The organism is Marinilactibacillus sp. 15R (genome assembly GCF_001895285.1).
GTDB classification, from domain to species: Bacteria; Bacillota; Bacilli; order Lactobacillales; family Carnobacteriaceae_A; genus Marinilactibacillus; species Marinilactibacillus piezotolerans.
Genome location: NZ_CP017761.1, coordinates 202,999 through 219,547 on the forward strand (window position 1 = coordinate 202,999; position 16,549 = coordinate 219,547).

Genomic DNA, 16,549 nt, shown 5'->3' on the forward strand with positions numbered 1-16,549 from the left:
ATATTCTTTACAAATTTTATATCCGTGTATGATCTGTTTTTCTATTGTTATTCATATTTTTTCTTATCGTGCTCCACCGCCACCGCCTCCGATAGCGCCGCCTCCACCACCAATGGATGTTGAACCTCCAGCACCAGTAGCTGCATTGTAGCCACCACTTTCCATTCCGGAAGACATACTATGAGAGAAACCGTACAACCCATGATAGCCTCCGTAAAAATAAGGATATTGAACGACCCAGTCATTCCATTGTTCCGGGTAAAATTTTTCTAAGCTTTCTACCACATCTGATCCTTTTCCATATAAAGTTGCCCAGATAATGAATTCTTCCCACGGTAAAGTTTGTTTGTAAGACAATGATTCGTCTAATTCCAAATCATTTAAATGATTCTCAAACTGAGCGACTCGGTCAAACAAACGCTCCCCTTCACGCGTAGCTGAAATAAATGGCAGCTTCATTCCCAGATAAGTGGTTGCTTCTTGTCTGATATATCCTTTTGCTTCTAATATATCTTTGGATTCGTCTTTCATACTCGTTGCTAATTCACTTAATTCTTTTGCATGCTTTTTAGACCATTTTTTCATATCTTTTTCCGATACTTTCCCACTCAAGTCAGCTACCTCTTCAAGAATGCTCCAGACCTTCTCTTCAAAGGTCATAGCCTCATTATCAAACTTATTGAATGAGTAGTTTTGTCTTTGCAGCAGTTCTATCACTGTATCTTCTTTATCAAGCCAGCCATCCGTTTCTTTGGTATGGATCTTGATTCGTTCTTCTTTTGACCATTTTAAAAGATAGGCAAAGAAATAATCTTCAAATGTTCCATGCTGAATCTGCTGAAGCAAATATGATACATCAAATATATCTCCATCAGTATAAGGGATATCCCCGTAAGTTTGTCCTTTATTCCGTTTTTTTAGTGCATAACCTGAACGCATCTTACCAGCTTCTTTTTTCCGTACTTCTATTCTCCAAAATACGATTCCCAAAAGCGATGGAATTCCTATGACAATTCCTAAAATCAAGGACAGAAGCCAACCACTTAATTTTCCGTCTCCATTATAAGTTGCACCATCTTGTGATTCAGCAAGTTGCTCTTGTAAAGTTTGATCGTCTTGTACAGTTGTATTAAATGGTGAACCAGAAAACTGCATTAAAATTACTAAGCGTCCATCCGGTTCTAGCTGTGCTTGAGCTGCAGAAGTTAATCTCCCATTCTCTAACTCCACAACTCCTTCATATCCGAATCCCCATATATCCACATTTTCCTGGTTAAAAGCAAAGGGACCATTAATTGTCAGCGACATGGCTTCTGGAGCAATTTCACCATAAGTATTGAAGTTCCAGTTCAAAGCTTGTCCATCTTCCAATTGACGGACCATATTAGTAATCGTGTAAGTTAGTTCATATTCTCTTTCACCATATTCACCGATACCCCAGACTAATTCTACTCCCTCATCTGACTCTAAAACTCCATATTCGCCAGCTTTTTCCTCACGGCTGTCATTTAAGTTCCAGTCAGGATTGTAAGAAAATCCTTGTACAGAAAAATCAGTCACTTCTGAACCTTGTAAATTATTCATCTCAATGTATAGCTCTGTTCCTTCAGTCATATTCATTTTTCTATGTTCTGTTATAATACCAGTTCCATTTTCTAATAATTTGACATCATATTCAATCAATGACATCGAATTATCCTCTGCATAGACCGTTTGTCCTCCAACAATCCAACCTATCCCCATCAAAAGCATTAAACAGCTAACTATTTTTTTCATCTCTTTTTCCTTTCTTTATCTTATGAATTCATCATAACAAAAGAGTATGGGATAAAATACGGTCTAAAGTCTGAATTTTCTGATTAAATTAACTTCATTCTTTATATTTCGTTTATTTAAACCGAAAATTCAGCTTCCCCAATTTCCAGGATTCCACAATCTACCATCTAATTCTCCTTGTAACTGTTCCTTTCTTTCTTCCTGTTCTATGATGAGATTGATAGTTGCTTGAAGCAATGCTTTTTGTTTATAGTCGTGACTTTTTTTAAAAAGTTCTTCAAGTTGAGTGATTAACCATTGTTGGTCTTCCATGCGATTCCACCTTCTATTGATCGTTGTTATCGATATGCATTCTTAATTCATCTAGTTCTATACGATTATCTTCGATGATTTCAATTGCTTGATCTAATATAAAAGAACTTTCATCTGCATCAAGTGTATCGTGACTGGTTTCTTCCAGTTGATTAACTATCCATACTTCTCTAGCTTTTAAAGAATCTGGTTTTTCCATCATGACCCACTGCTGGTATTTGATCAGCAACTGCATTTTCTGCGCTTCTTTCATATACGGAAATTGAAAGATCGTCAGAGGTTTTAAATACTGCATTCCGATTTTTTTAGCAATTGCTTGGTAAGGTTTGGTCAGTTCACTAATGCTGAACCCTTCCTGACCGCCAGTCTGATACTCTTTTTCTCCTACACCGACTACTAATATCAGTCCAAATTCTTTTCCATGTAGTTTATTCCCTCGATATCCAAATGCAAAATGCTCTTCAAGCACTTCATCAAACCAATGTTTGAGTAAAGGTGGAGAAGAATACCAATAAAACGGAAATTGAAAAAGGATACGATCATACTCTTTCAACAGCGCCTGCTCTCTTTTTACATCAATCTGTCCATCAGGATAAGTGCCTTCTAAGTGATGCATAGTAATCTTCTCTGACTGTGGAAAAGATTGAATCAAGAACTGCTGACTACTTGATTCATTTATATTCGGGTGAGAAATAATAACGAGAGTCTTCAATTAAATGCTCCTTTCTAGTATTTTAAATAATAAAAAAATTAGATTTGTATATAATAAGATAAATATTATTCTCATTTTCATTTATTAGTATAACAAATTCTTTTTTATAATACCTTATCATTAGAATTAACACTAAAAATGAATTACAATGAAAGTAATCATGAATAAGGAGGATGTACAAATGACAATGAAAAAAATCATGAATAACCCAGACCAGATAGTAGATGAAATGCTAGATGGAATGGCTTTTGCCTATGATTCAATTGTAGAACGGATTCCAGAAACAAAAGTGATCCATCGGAAACATGAGAAAAAAGGAAAAGTTGGACTAGTTAGCGGAGGCGGTAGCGGACATGAACCAGCACATGCTGGATTCGTAGGAAAAGGTATGTTGTCTTCTGCCGTGGCAGGACAAGTCTTTACCTCTCCAACTCCTGACCAAGTTCTAGAAGGAATCAAAGCTGCCGATGAAGGTGAAGGAGTTTTCTTAGTCATCAAGAATTATACAGGTGATGTATTGAACTTTGACATGGCTAAAGACTTAGCTGAGCTAGAAGATATTGAAGTTGAATCAGTCGTAGTTGACGATGATATTGCTGTAGAAGATAGCACGTTTACTGCTGGTAAACGTGGTGTAGCTGGAACAGTGTTAGTGCATAAAATACTTGGTGCTGCTGCTGAAGAAGGGTATTCCTTGAAAGAGCTTAAAGAATTAGCTGATAAAGTTGTCGCTAACCTTGCTTCAATTGGATTAGCTTTAAAACCAGCAACGAACCCAGAAGTCGGTAAACCTGGATTTGAATTGGCCGCAGATGAAATCGAATTCGGTATCGGGATTCACGGTGAACCTGGATATCGAAGAGAAAAGTTACAGCCTTCAAAAGACTTAGCTGCTGAACTCGTTAACCAACTGAAAAAAGAATGCAACTGGTCTGCTGGTGATTCTTATGCAGTGTTAGTCAACGGCATGGGCGCAACGCCACTAATGGAACAGTTTTTATTTATGAATGATGTAAAAAAACTACTCTCAGAACAAGAAGGACTTGAGCTTTCGTTCAGAAAAGTCGGAGACTATATGACTTCGATTGATATGGCCGGTGTTTCTGTTACTTTACTGAAAGTAGAAGACCCTAAATGGATTGAATATCTGAATGCACCAGTAGATGTAATTGGCTGGTAATTAAATAACAGAAAGGAAGACTTAAATGGTTGAAATAGAAAGTTTAAAAAAATGGATCGAATTATATGGTGAAAAAGTTACAGAAAATAAAGAACACTTAAATCAATTAGACTCTGATATTGGTGATGGTGACCATGGAAGCAATCTTACACGTGGTGCTGCTGCAGTAAAAGAGAAAGTTTCTGAATCAGAGTATGATAATCTTTCTGACTTCTTCAAAGATGTAGGAATGACCTTGGTCAGTAAAGTTGGCGGAGCTTCTGGTCCTCTGTATGGTTCAGCCTTTATTTCAATGGCTAAGCAGGCAAAAGAATCAGATGATTTAGCAGCTTTGTTAGAAGCTGGATTAGAGGGGATTCAAAAACGCGGTAAAGCTGAAGCTGGCGAAAAAACAATGGTAGACGAGTGGATTCCCGTTGTAGCAGCTTTGAAAGAAAATAAGTTAACAGATGAAGTTGTAGAAGATAGTCTGGAAAAAACAAAAGATATGAAAGCAACCAAAGGTCGTGCCTCTTATCTAGGTGATCGTTCAATTGGTCATATTGATCCCGGCGCTCAATCAAGTGCTTATCTATTCAAAAGTCTACTGGAAGCAGGTGCTGTAAATGGGTAAAGAAATTGGAATGTTGGTCGTTTCTCATGTCAATGATATTGCAAATGGATTATCAACTTTGTTGGATCAAGTTGCACAAGATGTAACCATCAAAGCAATCGGCGGAACAGAGGATGGCGAAGTTGGAACAGACTATGCACGTATCCAAGAAGCGATGGATTCATTTGAGGAAGACAAAGTTTGGGCATTTTACGATCTTGGCAGTGCCAAGATGAATCTTGAGATGGCCATGGAATCTTCAGACAAAGAAGTCAGACTGTTTGATACAGCCTTTATCGAAAGTGCGTATACAGCAGCTTCACTTATCCAAGCAGATGTTGGTGAAGAAGCTATCATAACCCAACTGGATGAACTAAAAATCAAAGAGTAATTCATTCCATGTAAAACAGCCACCCATTAAACTGGGTGGCTGTTTTTTTATAGCTTACTTACTTTTTCATTACTTCATTAAATAAATCATAAATCTCTTTATGGTTTCTTTTTAACGAAATGGGTCTATAGGATTCTTTATCTAAAAAGGCATGTTTTGTCTGCCCCGTCGTTCTGAGTTCTCCTGTTTCTACATCTCTTATCTCATACTCTATCACCATTTTCACTCCTGTAAACTGGCTAATGTGAGTAGTGATTTCTACTGTTTCTCCGAACTTCACCATACTGATATATTTTGCAGAAGCTTCCAGAACAGGAACCAGAATGTTTAAAGCTTCCATTTTTTCGTATCCGAACTGCATCTCATCCATCATCCATGTTCTAGCTTCTTCAAACCAGCGAATGGAATTGGAATGATGAACGATTCCCATCTGATCTGTTTCATAATACTGTACTTTATGCTGCCAATTTTTCAAAACTTTCGACTCCTTCAATACTATTCTAGTATAGTTTAGCATAAAAGAGTGCTTATTCGTACACTTCATAGCTCTACTCAAAAACTTCAATACAATTTAGCTCAGCTTTACTCACTTACTCAACCGTAATCTCTTGAACTCTTCCGAAGGATTCAGACGCTTCTTCTTTTGCAATATATTTAAAGTATATTTTCTCTACTACTAGAGTAATAGCATTGTCACAGGATACATTTGCAGCAGTTCCAAAACTGTCTTGTGTAAGATATAACGTTATCAGTAAATTCCCTAAAGTACCTGTCGGATCAATTCCTACAATCGTCAAGAACGGTAATGCAGACATAATTGCCCCACCAGGAGCACCAGGAGCAGCAACCATCGCAATACCTAATGTGCCAATAAAACTTGCCATCATCCCAAAGTTTACTGGCATATCATATAGATATAGTACTGCATATACACATGAGATGATCGTTACCATGCTACCCAATAAATGGATGGTTGCACAAAGTGGAATCACAAACTCCCGGATTTTTCTTGAAACCCCATTTTTCTGTGCACATTCTATATTAATTGGAATTGTCGCAGCAGATGATTGAGTTCCAATTGCTGTAAAATATCCTGGAATCTGGTTTTTGATTAGTTGAATCGGGTTCTTCTTCCGATATAAACCTGCAAAGGTAAACCATAAAACAATCAATATTAGATGAAGCGCGATAATGATTAAGAAAACTCTCCAGAATACAGATAAAATATCAAACACTTGACCTGTATAACTCAAGCTGACAAAATTGCCAAATATAAAAAAAGGAAGCAAGGGAATAATTGCAGTATTCAGCACTTTCACAATAATCAGGTTAAATTCATTAAAAACATTGTATAGGGCATCACTTTTGTGCTTTGCTCTAAGCCAAGAGATACTCATACCCATGATAAAAGAAAAAGCAATCGCGGCTGTCACATCTAACATCGGCTCTAGAGGGATTTCAAATAACGTTGTTAATTCAGCACTTGCCTCTTGTACATCTGTGTTAATTTGGGAAGTGATAAATAATGGAAAAACCGTTGAAGCAACAAAATAGGCTACAATCCCTCCTATAATAGTGGAAGCATAAGAAATAACAGTTGCTGCGCCTAATAATTTCCCAGCCCCTTCCGTCAAGTCAGAAATTCCTTTTACAATAAAACCTATGATCATTAAAGGTATGATAAATGATAACAAACTACTGAATAAATTAGAAAACGTCACAGGTATTCTTAATAAAGTTGTGGGGATAAATGATAATTGTCCCACAATAACACCTAGTATAATTGCTAGAAGCAGCTTAGGAACTAACCCTAAGTTCACTTTCTTTTTTCCCATATTCCTCACTCCATGTATTAGATTTTTATAGTTCAAATTATATGCTCACCATTTTATAACACATTATATTCAAATACATTATTTATTTATTATAATTCGATTATTCCTATAAAAAAGAGCAATGAACCTTAATGAAGACGGTTCATTGCCCTTGATCGGTTTATATTCTTAAGTTCAACTGCTAATTAACATAAATAGTAACGATCCCACAATTGCACCTAAAAATGGACCGACTATCGGAATCCACGCATAACCCCAGTCAGACGTTCCTTTGTTCGCAATCGGCAATATCTGGTGTGCAATACGAGGACCTAAGTCACGAGCAGGATTGATCGCATATCCAGTTGTTCCACCTAAGGAAATACCAATAGCAACAATCAATAGCCCAACAACTACCGGATTCAGTCCTTCTGTAAACTCTCCTTGTGTAAAAGCCAGCAGTCCATATACTAATACTGTGGTCGCAATAGTTTCTGAAACTAAGTTCCATATACTGTGACGAATAGCTGGTCCCGTAGAGAATACGGCAAGTATTGCTTCTTGATCATCTGTCGCAGCAAAGTGAGGCATATAGTGTAACCATACTAGTGTAGCTCCTACTATCCCCCCTGCTACTTGTGCAATCATGTAAGGAATTACCGATGCCCATGCAATCTCTCCAGCAATCGCCATTCCTAAAGTCACAGCTGGATTAATGTGAGCTGGAGATAACCAACCTACCGCGTAAACAGCCATAGTTACTCCTAGTCCCCAGCCAATCGTAATCAGCAGCCACCCTGTATCAGCAGACTTTGTTTTCTTTAATACATTTGCTGCTACAACTCCATCTCCTAAAAGTACAAGGATCATTGTTCCAAAAAATTCTCCAATTAATTGTTGCCATAAAGTTGTATCCAATTACCTTTCCCCTCTCTTACTATTTTTTTACTAGTATCCTGAGTATTCCTTGCTGTAGAAGTTTCCTCATATAGATTCATGGTTTAAAGAATTGATTTTAGAATATTATTGTAAAAATGCCTAGAATAACAATAAGATAGAAAAGGAAGTACCCGTCTTTCCTCTCTAGTCTTATATATATTCTATCTAAACTGACTTAATGTAGTTTCAGCTACTTTTTTATCGACCTGATCTGACCATTTTTGCTTCTCTTGATCTGTCCAGTTGAAACGTTTGGCAAAATGTTCAACTAACGGTATTTTTAATTTTTCTATACGAGGTGTGTCAAACAATAAAGTTTCTGTGCGGCGAGCCAGAAAGTCTTCCGGAAGCAATGTCATTTCAAACTCAATGGCATACTCTAATTGTAAGGCATCTTTTAAAGGCAGCTCACTATCCGTTATTTTATCTTTCAAGCTATAAACTGTTTCTACATTTGTACCATACCAGTTAACCAGGGCTCTAGCTTCATCTTCTTTAAGTCCGATAGCCATTCCTTTTTCAGTCTGTTCATCAGCGTATTCGCTGAATGTCTGGTGCTCAGGAATGTCCCCTCCTGATAAACGGATATCAGCTGTATCCACCTGATCAAAAAATTTATCAAATTGTGCTAGTTCTTCATCAATCATTTCAAATGTATCATTTGCCATTCTTCTGTAATCTGTCAGTTTTCCACCGGCAACACTAACTAGTCCGCCTTCAGAGACAAACACATCATGACCACGAGAAATTCCTGATGGATCGGAGTTATCCTCGTCTTGGATCAACGGTCTAAGTCCGGCCCAGCTTGCTTCAATATCATCCAAAGTAATATGTGTATTAGGAAAACGATAATTCGCCGCTTTTAACAGATAATCTATATCGTCTTGAGTAATATTCGGATCATCATATTCCCCTTCAAAAGGCGTATCTGTTGTCCCAAAATATGTTTTTCCACTTCTAGGAATGAAAAAGATCATTCGATTATCATCCATACCAGTATCTGTATAGATGGTACGATCAATTGGAATTTTACTATGATCAACTACAAAGTGGACGCCCTTTGTTGGAAATAATTTTTTCTTTGTATTTCCTTTTAATTGTTTACGGACAGTATCTGACCACGGACCAGTTGCATTTACAACAACAGAAGCATGAATTTCGAATAATTGCCCTGTCAATGTGTCTTCAGCTTTGACACCAATAATTTTATCTTCATCATTATAGATAAAGTCAACAGCTTTTACATAGTTAGTAATCAAAGTGCCTAACTCGTGAGCTTTTTTGATAATTTCAGTTGTGAGCCTAGAATCATCATTTGTATAGTCAAGATAAAATCCGCCACCCAATAATCCTTCCGTTCTTAAATCAGGTTCTTCTGCTTCTACTTTGTCTTTATCGATCATATAGTGTGCCCATTCATTATCTACTTTTGCCAGATAATCATATAAATGTAGTACTACTTCTGCTGAAAATTTATTAAATGACGCTCCAGGTTCATCATATACCGGCATAAGCATATAACTAGGTTGTACAACATGAGGAACATTTTTTCCGATAACTGCTCGCTCCTGAGCAACATCAGCAACAAGTTCAACATCAAACTGTTTTAAATATCTCAATCCTCCGTGAACTAGTTTTGTTGAGCGACTAGAGGTTCCGGCTGCGAAATCCTGCATTTCGATCATACCGGCTTTAATATCTCTGGCACCGGCTTGTAATGCAATTCCTGCTCCGGTAATACCGCCGCCGATAATCAATAGATCTAGTTTTTTGTTTTTTAATTCATCAATATTCTTTTTTCGCGTTTGAGCCGAAAAAGTCATACTGCACTCAGCCCTTTCTTTGTATAGGTTAATATTCTTGATTGATTTTTTTTGGTTTAAATTTAAATGTCTGAGTAGATTTAACTGCTGCTTGCCATCCAGCATATAAATCTTCTCTTTTTTCTGCACCCATTTTCGGTTCAAATGAGCTTGCTTTTTCCCATTTAGCTTTAATTTCTTCTTGATCGTTGAAAAATCCGGTAGCTAGTCCAGCCAAATAGGCAGCACCTAGGGCTGTGGTTTCCATAACCTTGGAGCGTTCAATTTTCACATCTGAAATATCTGCCTGGAACTGCATTAGAAAGTCATTCATGCTTGCTCCGCCATCTACTCGCATGGTTTCAGTTTTCAAACCGGCGTCTTGATTCATTGCATCAACAACATCTCTTGTTCGATAAGCTAAAGACTCAAGTGTAGCCCGAACAAAATGACTTTTGGTCGTTCCTCTAGTCAAACCGAATACAGAACCTCTAGCATCCTGGTCCCAATACGGCGCACCCAATCCTGTGAATGCCGGAACAACATATACACCATCTGTAGTATCTACTTTTAAAGCAAGATCTTCAGACTCTGGCGATTCTCTGAACATATCCATTCCATCTCTTAACCATTGTAAAGCTGAACCCGCTACGAAAATGGAACCTTCCAATGCATAATAGACTTCACCATTTAGTCCATATGCCAACGTGGTCAATAAACCATTTTTAGATTGAATTGGTTCTTTTCCAGTGTTCATAATGATAAATGAACCTGTGCCGTAAGTGTTTTTTACCATACCTTTATCAAAAGCTGTTTGTCCGAATAACGCTGCTTGCTGATCTCCTGCAATACCCGCTATCGGCACGCTTACTCCATGGAAAACGGCATCCATTGTTTCACCAAAAATACCAGAAGAAGGTAAAACTTCCGGCAACATTTTTTCAGGAATATCTAATAGTTCTAATATGTCTTTATCCCATTCTAAATCATAAATATTATAAAGCATTGTACGACTCGCATTAGAATAATCAGTAGCATGAACTTTTCCACCAGTTAATTTCCATAATAGCCACGTATCGATTGTTCCAAAAAGCAACTCCCCATTTTCAGCTCTTTCTTTTGAACCTTCAACTTTATCAAAAATCCACTTAATCTTTGTAGCTGAAAAGTATGAATCAATGATCAATCCAGTTTTTTTATGAATATTATCTTTATGTCCATCTGCTTTCAATTGATCAGCAATGTCTGAAGTTTGTGTAGATTGCCATACAACTGCGTGATAGATAGGTGTACCTGTTTCCTTATCCCAGATTACTGTTGTTTCACGCTGATTCGTGATTCCGATACTATCAAGGTCTTCAGGTTCCAACCCTGATTCAATCATGACACTTGCAATAACTTGTAAGGTTTTAAGCCAGATTTCATTAGCATCGTGCTCCACCCAACCAGGTTCCGGGAAGTACTGTTCAATATCTTTCTGAGAACTCCACTTTGGTTCTCCTTCTTCATTAAAAATAATTGCTCGTGTGCTTGTGGTTCCTTGATCTATTGACAAAATATACTTCGCCATTTGTGCACTCTCCTTTATGAAAATGATCTGAAAAGGCTTACCAACAGTCCCAATTATAACATACATAGTATAAACTATCTAACCATATGTCTTATTCTGTACAAGTGAATGTTTTCACTAAAATTTATAATAGTAGTCTTTTTCAAACAAAAAAGTTCTCCCATCTTACCTGATCAAGGTAAAACGGGAGAACCGGAAGTTATTTATTTAGTTATATTTAATTTAACCCATAATTGACTGGTTGGCTGTAATAATTGCCGTCTTATATACATCTTCTTCTACACATCCACGTGATAAATCAGACACTGGTTTGTTCAATCCTTGTAAGATTGGTCCAACTGCCTCAAATCCACCTAAACGCTGTGCCATTTTATAACCGATATTTCCAGATTGCAGCTCTGGGAATACGAATACTGTTGCTTCTCCGGCAACATTTGAACCAGGTGCTTTTTGTTGTGCTACTGCTGGAACGAAGGCAGAATCAAATTGTAATTCTCCATCAATTTCAAATTCAGGAGCCATTTCTTGTGCAAGTTTAGTTGCTTTTTGAACCTTTTCAACTTCTGGTGCTTTAGCTGATCCTTTTGAAGAAAAGCTTAACATCGCTACTTTAGGATCAATGTCAAACATCTTCGCTGTACGAGCACTTTCAACTGCAATCTCTGCAAGAACTTTTTCATCTGGATTCGGGTTAATTGCACAGTCAGCAAACAAGTATTTCTCTTGTTCTCTACCACGTAACATGATAAATGCTCCTGAAGTACGGCTTACACCTGGACGAGTTTTGATAATTTGCAATGCTGGACGAACAGTTTCTCCTGTTGAATGAATTGCTCCAGATACTAGACCATCTGCAAGATCCATATAGACTAGCATTGTTCCGAAATAATTAACATCTCTCAATTGTTCTTGAGCTTGTTCTTGGGTTGCTTTACCTTTACGGCGTTCAACAAAAGCAGCCACCATTTCATCATACTTATCATAAGTTGCAGGGTCAACAATCTCAATAGTACCTAAATCGAATCCATGATCTTTTGCTGCTTTCGTCACTTCATCTTTATTTCCTAAAAGAATAGGGTTTAAAATCTTTTCCGACTGCAAACGGACTGCTGCTCCTAAAATGCGTTCATCAGTTGCTTCCGGAAAAACGACTCTCAACTCTTTTCCATGAATCTTCTGTTTTAAACTTTCAAATAATTCCACTGCTTAATTCCCTCCAATGATTTGTTTTCACTAATATATCATAACACTTATTAGTGAATTTTCACAGAAAAAGTCCTATTCTTTCATTGGATCTACCGGCAGTTTCCAGTCGATTGGTTCTTGATTACTTTGTCTCAGAAATTCATTCGTTTTTGAAAAGGGTTTAGATCCAAAGAAGCCCCTATAAGCAGCTAATGGACTAGGATGGACCGAAGTAATAACCTTGTGTTTAGCTTCATCAATCATGGCTCGTTTTTTCTGTGCCGGTGTTCCCCACAGAATAAAGACAATCGGTTTTTCTCTTTCATTTAGAGCTTTAATCACTTCATCTGTCAATAATTCCCAACCCACATTTTTATGTGAATGAGCTTGCCCTGCTCTAACAGTCAATATCGTATTCAGCATTAATACGCCTTGCTTAGCCCAACTTTTTAAATAACCATGTTCAACTGGAGTTATATTTAAATCATCTTGTAATTCTTTGTATATATTTTTTAGAGAAGGTGGCAGTTTTACTTCGGGTTTGACTGAAAAGGCTAATCCGTGTGCTTGATTAATTCCATGATAAGGATCTTGTCCTAGAATAACTGCCTTAACTTCATTATAGGGCGTCCATTCGAATGCTTGCCAGATATTTTCTTTTTTGGGATAAATCGTTTCCGTGTTATATTCTTTAACCAAAAATTCTCTAAGCTGCTTATAGGATTCAGTTTCTTCTATTTTTTTCAGAATTGGTTTCCAATCATTTTCTACTGGTATTGGCACAATCCAACACTCCTTTTATGGTATTTTCATAATTTTCTATGGTCTTCTTGAATTGATTGTAACAAATTTGTCTCTATCTTTTCTAAGTATACACTGTAAAACAGTTTATTTTTTACACCAATCTGTTAGACTTATAAGTGAATCTAATATTGGAGGAATTATACTATGATCAAACTAATCGCTTCAGATATGGACGGCACCTTACTAAATAACCATATCGATGTTTCACTATCAAATGCTCAAGCTATCAAACGAGCTCAAGCAAATGGAATTCATTTTTTAATTGCTACCGGGAGAGATTATCCGCTAGCTATCCATCCTTTGCAAGACCACAACGTTGAGTGCCCAATCATCACTCTTAACGGGGCACAACTTTTCGATAAAGAGGGTAAAAATCTATATAATAAAGGCTTAGAAAAAAATGTCGTGAAAAAAATTAGATCAATTATTTCTCAGTATTCTGATGTCCACGAGGAACTAATGACATCTGATGGAATCTATTCCAGTAATCGAGAAGAACGTTTAAAAACTGTAGCTTCTATGTTAGCAGATTTAAATCCAGATTTAACTTTTGAAGACGCTATGGAAAGTGCTGCTGCTCATGTTGAAGAAATGAACGTCAAATTTGTAAATAGCCTTGATTCTGTTGTGGAAGATAATCACATCGTCATATTAAAAGTATCTGCTCATTCGGAAGAAGGGCCAGCAATATTAAAGCCTTTAAAAGAACAATTAGCAAACGAAGTTCCTAAATTAGCCATTACCGCTTCTAGTAAAAAGAATATCGAAATCAATCATGAATCTGCTCAGAAAGGTATTGCCATTGCTCAATATGCCAAAAAACTAGGGATCAAAGCAGAAGAAGTTATGACAATCGGAGATAATATCAATGATTTATCTATGCTAACGTGGGCTAAATATGGAACCGCTGTAGCTAATGCAGTCCCCGAAGCAAAAGAAGCCGCGAGTTACTCCACTTCCAGCAATTCTCAAAATGGCGTAGCTGAGGCTATTTCCAGAGTACTAAACGGAAAAATCTACAAAGACTAATAAAAAGAGCAATAAATACATATAAAGTATTTATTGCTCTTTTTATTTTCTATTCGTTTTTTACTGGAAATAATTATGTTTCTTTTGCATATAGTTTCTTTTTTTTTTACTTGTGATAAAATTAAATGAATAAAGAGTAAACCCTATTATTTAATTGGAGGAATGAATTGTGACTCAACCAAAAATCACTTTAACGATTGCAGGCAATGATGCCAGCGGTGGTGCTGGCATTGGAGCCGATCTAAAAACTTTCGCAGAATTTGGAACTTATGGAATTGCTGCGTTAACAGTTATCGCTACTATGGATCCTAATAACAACTGGAGCCACGGTGTGACTCCTATCGATGCACAAATTGTAAAAGACCAGCTTGTTACTGCAACTGCAGGACCAAAAATCGATGCCTTCAAAACAGGCATGCTTCCTAATGTTCCGGTGATTGAAGTTATTGCTGAAACAATCAAAGATAAAAAATTAACAAATTTAGTAGTGGATCCAGTAATGGTCTGTAAAGGCGAAACAGAAGTATTGAACCCGGAAAATGCTGAAGCGTTGAGAGATTTACTTGTTCCTCTTGCAACAATCACTACTCCTAATTTATTTGAAGCCGGCCAGTTATCTGGTTTGGGAACATTAAAAACACTTGATGATATGAAAGAGGCTGCTAAATTAATTCACCAAAAAGGGGCTCAGTATGTAGTCGTAAAAGGTGGAAAAGCACTAGAAGGCAATAAAGCTATCGATTTGTTTTATGATGGTTCAGACTTTACTGTTCTTGAAGTAGACAAAATTGAGAGTGCAACAAATCATGGTGCCGGTTGTACATTTGCTGCTGCGATCACTTCTGGCTTAGCTCAAGGATTAGAGCCTAAAGAGGCAGTGCTCAAAGCAAAAGACTTTGTAACTGCAGCAATCAAAAATGGTTTTGAATATAATCAGTTTGTCGGCTCTGTTTTCCATAGTGGTTATCGTCTAGAGCAAAATAAAGGGATCTGATTTCTTAATACTTTATAGACTTCAAAACGAGTACATCGCTCAATCAGATGTATTCGTTTTTTCCTAACCGGGTTACATTTTTTTCTTTTCAATCGTCATTATTAGTAAGGGGTAATGGAAAGGATAGGTGTAATGGAACAAAGCGCCGCTGTCTTTGGTGCTGTAATTGAAATGATCGAGAATGTGGGTTTTCCAATATTTATCTCGCTCTTTCTACTTTACCGCATGGAAGCAAAGTTGAATGCGGTTGTACAAGCAGTCAATCAACTGACCGCTGTACTGTCGCAAAAAAAACAATAGTATCTCAGCCGAAACACATCTTGTTTCGGCTTTTTAATATGTTGTCTATGCTTTTTTAGTAACATACTCTTTTTTATGCAGTTCGACATTTTTATTTTGGGTGTTATAATATAGAAAACCGATTAAACAAGTTTGACTTTACGAACTAAGAGGTGAAAGTAATGGTTCGTCTATATATAAACAATGCGTATATGTCTATGCAGAATCGTATGATCGTTAAAACACCTTCTGGGAAAGATACGTATCTGATTGTAGGAAAATGGGGAAGGGCTCGTGATGCTCTTTCATTGTATGCAATGAATGGTGATCGCTTAGTAGAAGCCAAACAAACTGTATTATCTATTTTCCCTAAGTTTGACTTTTATGTGGATAATCAAAAATTAGGTACAGTTAAAAAAATTCCTGGATTCCAAGGATTAAAACAGCCCTATTACCTTTTCAGCAATTTAAACTGGTTTATTTCAGGGAACTTTGTTGAACAGCAGTATGTTGTCAGACATCACGCCGAAGTTATTATGCGTGTAGAAAAACACTACTCTTTTCAGGGAGATTTCTATGCACTTGAAATTGAAAAAGAAGAATATGCTCCAGTTTGTTGTGTATTAGCAGTCATTATTGACCACTACTCTTCAGAAAAAGACAGTATCTGGCAGCAATATAAAAAAGAAAAATACAGCTTAAGTTTTATGCATTCTTTTATTTTTTCTAAATCTTCGAAATGATCAACCACTTTGCTCATTTCACCTATTTATGAGAGAATAAGCTAACTTCACAAATAAGGACGTGTTTATATGGAACTTGGAATGACGCCTCGCGCGCAAAAGAGAATCACTAACATCCTGGAAAATCATTCTGGTAAAATTGAACTTTACTATAATGAAAATTTTCAAGGATCTTACGCTTGTAGTATTAAAGGAGTATTCGAACTAAGGATTTCAAATAAGATCAGTGAATCATTAAATGCATTAGAATCTCCTTTAGGTACCGTTTATATCGATCCAGCAAAAGCAGAACATTTAGATGATGACCCTTTTATAGATTATCAGGAAAAGATGAATACACTACAACTAAAAGGCCGTTCAGGTATGATGGTTGATAATTTACGTGTGGTCAATAGTCTGAGTAAAAGCTTATAATTAAAAAAGATCA

General features: G+C 36.8%; 18 protein-coding genes. 8 read left to right on the forward strand and 10 right to left on the reverse strand.

Annotated features, from left to right (window positions below; genetic code table 11):
• Positions 1-63: 63 nt before the first annotated feature.
• The 3 genes from BKP56_RS00890 to BKP56_RS00900 form a co-directional block, all read right to left on the reverse strand.
• Positions 64-1,776: a DUF2207 domain-containing protein gene (locus BKP56_RS00890; RefSeq protein ID WP_083540426.1), complete on the reverse strand. Its 1,713-nt coding sequence runs from the start codon at positions 1,774-1,776 to the stop codon at positions 64-66.
• A 129-nt stretch (positions 1,777-1,905) separates the two neighbouring features.
• Positions 1,906-2,088: a hypothetical protein gene (locus BKP56_RS00895; protein WP_072693311.1), complete on the reverse strand. Its 183-nt coding sequence runs from the start codon at positions 2,086-2,088 to the stop codon at positions 1,906-1,908.
• A 13-nt stretch (positions 2,089-2,101) separates the two neighbouring features.
• Positions 2,102-2,800, reverse strand: coding sequence for an NAD(P)H-dependent oxidoreductase (locus tag BKP56_RS00900; RefSeq protein WP_072693312.1), 699 nt, complete (start codon positions 2,798-2,800; stop codon positions 2,102-2,104).
• 187 nt (positions 2,801-2,987) lie between these two features.
• On the opposite strand from BKP56_RS00900, the gene dhaK reads away from it, so the two are divergent.
• From dhaK to dhaM, 3 genes are read left to right on the forward strand one after another with little or no spacing between them, the layout of a single operon-like run.
• Complete coding sequence (gene dhaK / locus BKP56_RS00905) at positions 2,988-3,980, forward strand: dihydroxyacetone kinase subunit DhaK (protein ID WP_072695885.1); 993 nt, start codon at positions 2,988-2,990, stop codon at positions 3,978-3,980.
• A gap of 25 nt (positions 3,981-4,005) precedes the next feature.
• Positions 4,006-4,593, forward strand: a complete 588-nt coding sequence (dhaL, locus tag BKP56_RS00910; RefSeq protein ID WP_072693313.1) for a dihydroxyacetone kinase subunit DhaL — start codon at positions 4,006-4,008, stop codon at positions 4,591-4,593.
• On the forward strand, positions 4,586-4,963 hold the full coding sequence (gene dhaM / locus BKP56_RS00915) for a dihydroxyacetone kinase phosphoryl donor subunit DhaM (protein ID WP_072693314.1): 378 nt from the start codon (positions 4,586-4,588) through the stop codon (positions 4,961-4,963). Before dhaL ends, dhaM begins: the two co-directional genes overlap by 8 nt.
• A gap of 58 nt (positions 4,964-5,021) precedes the next feature.
• Here dhaM and BKP56_RS00920 read toward each other — a convergent pair whose 3' ends face one another.
• The 7 genes from BKP56_RS00920 to BKP56_RS00950 form a co-directional block, all read right to left on the reverse strand.
• Complete coding sequence (locus tag BKP56_RS00920; RefSeq protein WP_232226911.1) at positions 5,022-5,438, reverse strand: acyl-CoA thioesterase; 417 nt, start codon at positions 5,436-5,438, stop codon at positions 5,022-5,024.
• A gap of 115 nt (positions 5,439-5,553) precedes the next feature.
• Positions 5,554-6,798, reverse strand: a complete 1,245-nt coding sequence (locus BKP56_RS00925) for a dicarboxylate/amino acid:cation symporter (protein WP_072693315.1) — start codon at positions 6,796-6,798, stop codon at positions 5,554-5,556.
• Between the two features lie 174 nt (positions 6,799-6,972).
• Positions 6,973-7,695: an MIP/aquaporin family protein gene (locus tag BKP56_RS00930; RefSeq protein ID WP_072693316.1), complete on the reverse strand. Its 723-nt coding sequence runs from the start codon at positions 7,693-7,695 to the stop codon at positions 6,973-6,975.
• A 182-nt stretch (positions 7,696-7,877) separates the two neighbouring features.
• On the reverse strand, positions 7,878-9,644 hold the full coding sequence (locus BKP56_RS00935; protein ID WP_232226912.1) for an FAD-dependent oxidoreductase: 1,767 nt from the start codon (positions 9,642-9,644) through the stop codon (positions 7,878-7,880).
• The gene (gene glpK, locus BKP56_RS00940; protein ID WP_072693317.1) at positions 9,568-11,088 is read right to left on the reverse strand and encodes a glycerol kinase GlpK; all 1,521 of its coding nucleotides are present in this window, start codon (positions 11,086-11,088) and stop codon (positions 9,568-9,570) included. Before glpK ends, BKP56_RS00935 begins: the two co-directional genes overlap by 77 nt.
• A gap of 222 nt (positions 11,089-11,310) precedes the next feature.
• Positions 11,311-12,291: a phosphate acetyltransferase gene (pta, locus tag BKP56_RS00945; RefSeq protein ID WP_072693318.1), complete on the reverse strand. Its 981-nt coding sequence runs from the start codon at positions 12,289-12,291 to the stop codon at positions 11,311-11,313.
• Between the two features lie 75 nt (positions 12,292-12,366).
• Positions 12,367-13,050: a uracil-DNA glycosylase gene (locus BKP56_RS00950; RefSeq protein WP_257786585.1), complete on the reverse strand. Its 684-nt coding sequence runs from the start codon at positions 13,048-13,050 to the stop codon at positions 12,367-12,369.
• 171 nt (positions 13,051-13,221) lie between these two features.
• Between BKP56_RS00950 and BKP56_RS00955 the strand changes: the two genes are divergently transcribed.
• The 5 genes from BKP56_RS00955 to BKP56_RS00975 all read left to right on the forward strand — a co-directional run bounded on the left by BKP56_RS00955 (position 13,222) and on the right by BKP56_RS00975 (position 16,536).
• Complete coding sequence (locus tag BKP56_RS00955; RefSeq protein WP_072693320.1) at positions 13,222-14,106, forward strand: Cof-type HAD-IIB family hydrolase; 885 nt, start codon at positions 13,222-13,224, stop codon at positions 14,104-14,106.
• Between the two features lie 166 nt (positions 14,107-14,272).
• Positions 14,273-15,100: a bifunctional hydroxymethylpyrimidine kinase/phosphomethylpyrimidine kinase gene (thiD, locus tag BKP56_RS00960; RefSeq protein ID WP_083540427.1), complete on the forward strand. Its 828-nt coding sequence runs from the start codon at positions 14,273-14,275 to the stop codon at positions 15,098-15,100.
• 132 nt (positions 15,101-15,232) lie between these two features.
• Complete coding sequence (locus BKP56_RS00965) at positions 15,233-15,400, forward strand: YvrJ family protein (protein ID WP_143744922.1); 168 nt, start codon at positions 15,233-15,235, stop codon at positions 15,398-15,400.
• A gap of 161 nt (positions 15,401-15,561) precedes the next feature.
• Complete coding sequence (locus tag BKP56_RS00970; protein ID WP_072693323.1) at positions 15,562-16,122, forward strand: LURP-one-related/scramblase family protein; 561 nt, start codon at positions 15,562-15,564, stop codon at positions 16,120-16,122.
• A 69-nt stretch (positions 16,123-16,191) separates the two neighbouring features.
• Complete coding sequence (locus BKP56_RS00975) at positions 16,192-16,536, forward strand: iron-sulfur cluster biosynthesis family protein (protein WP_072693324.1); 345 nt, start codon at positions 16,192-16,194, stop codon at positions 16,534-16,536.
• Positions 16,537-16,549: the final 13 nt, after the last annotated feature.

Excerpts from the sequence above, each read along its gene's own strand:
- BKP56_RS00925 (WP_072693315.1), bottom strand. The coding sequence starts at position 6,798 with ATGGGAAAAAAGAAAGTGAACTTAGGGTTAGTTCCTAAGCTGCTTCTA.
- BKP56_RS00890 (WP_083540426.1), bottom strand. The coding sequence starts at position 1,776 with ATGAAAAAAATAGTTAGCTGTTTAATGCTTTTGATGGGGATAGGTTGG.
- BKP56_RS00965 (WP_143744922.1), top strand. The coding sequence starts at position 15,233 with ATGGAACAAAGCGCCGCTGTCTTTGGTGCTGTAATTGAAATGATCGAG.
- dhaL (WP_072693313.1), top strand. The coding sequence starts at position 4,006 with ATGGTTGAAATAGAAAGTTTAAAAAAATGGATCGAATTATATGGTGAA.
- BKP56_RS00955 (WP_072693320.1), top strand. The coding sequence starts at position 13,222 with ATGATCAAACTAATCGCTTCAGATATGGACGGCACCTTACTAAATAAC.
- BKP56_RS00935 (WP_232226912.1), bottom strand. The coding sequence starts at position 9,644 with ATGCTGGATGGCAAGCAGCAGTTAAATCTACTCAGACATTTAAATTTA.
- BKP56_RS00970 (WP_072693323.1), top strand. The coding sequence starts at position 15,562 with ATGGTTCGTCTATATATAAACAATGCGTATATGTCTATGCAGAATCGT.
- dhaK (WP_072695885.1), top strand. The coding sequence starts at position 2,988 with ATGAAAAAAATCATGAATAACCCAGACCAGATAGTAGATGAAATGCTA.
- dhaM (WP_072693314.1), top strand. The coding sequence starts at position 4,586 with ATGGGTAAAGAAATTGGAATGTTGGTCGTTTCTCATGTCAATGATATT.
- glpK (WP_072693317.1), bottom strand. The coding sequence starts at position 11,088 with ATGGCGAAGTATATTTTGTCAATAGATCAAGGAACCACAAGCACACGA.
- BKP56_RS00895 (WP_072693311.1), bottom strand. The coding sequence starts at position 2,088 with ATGGAAGACCAACAATGGTTAATCACTCAACTTGAAGAACTTTTTAAA.
- BKP56_RS00975 (WP_072693324.1), top strand. The coding sequence starts at position 16,192 with ATGGAACTTGGAATGACGCCTCGCGCGCAAAAGAGAATCACTAACATC.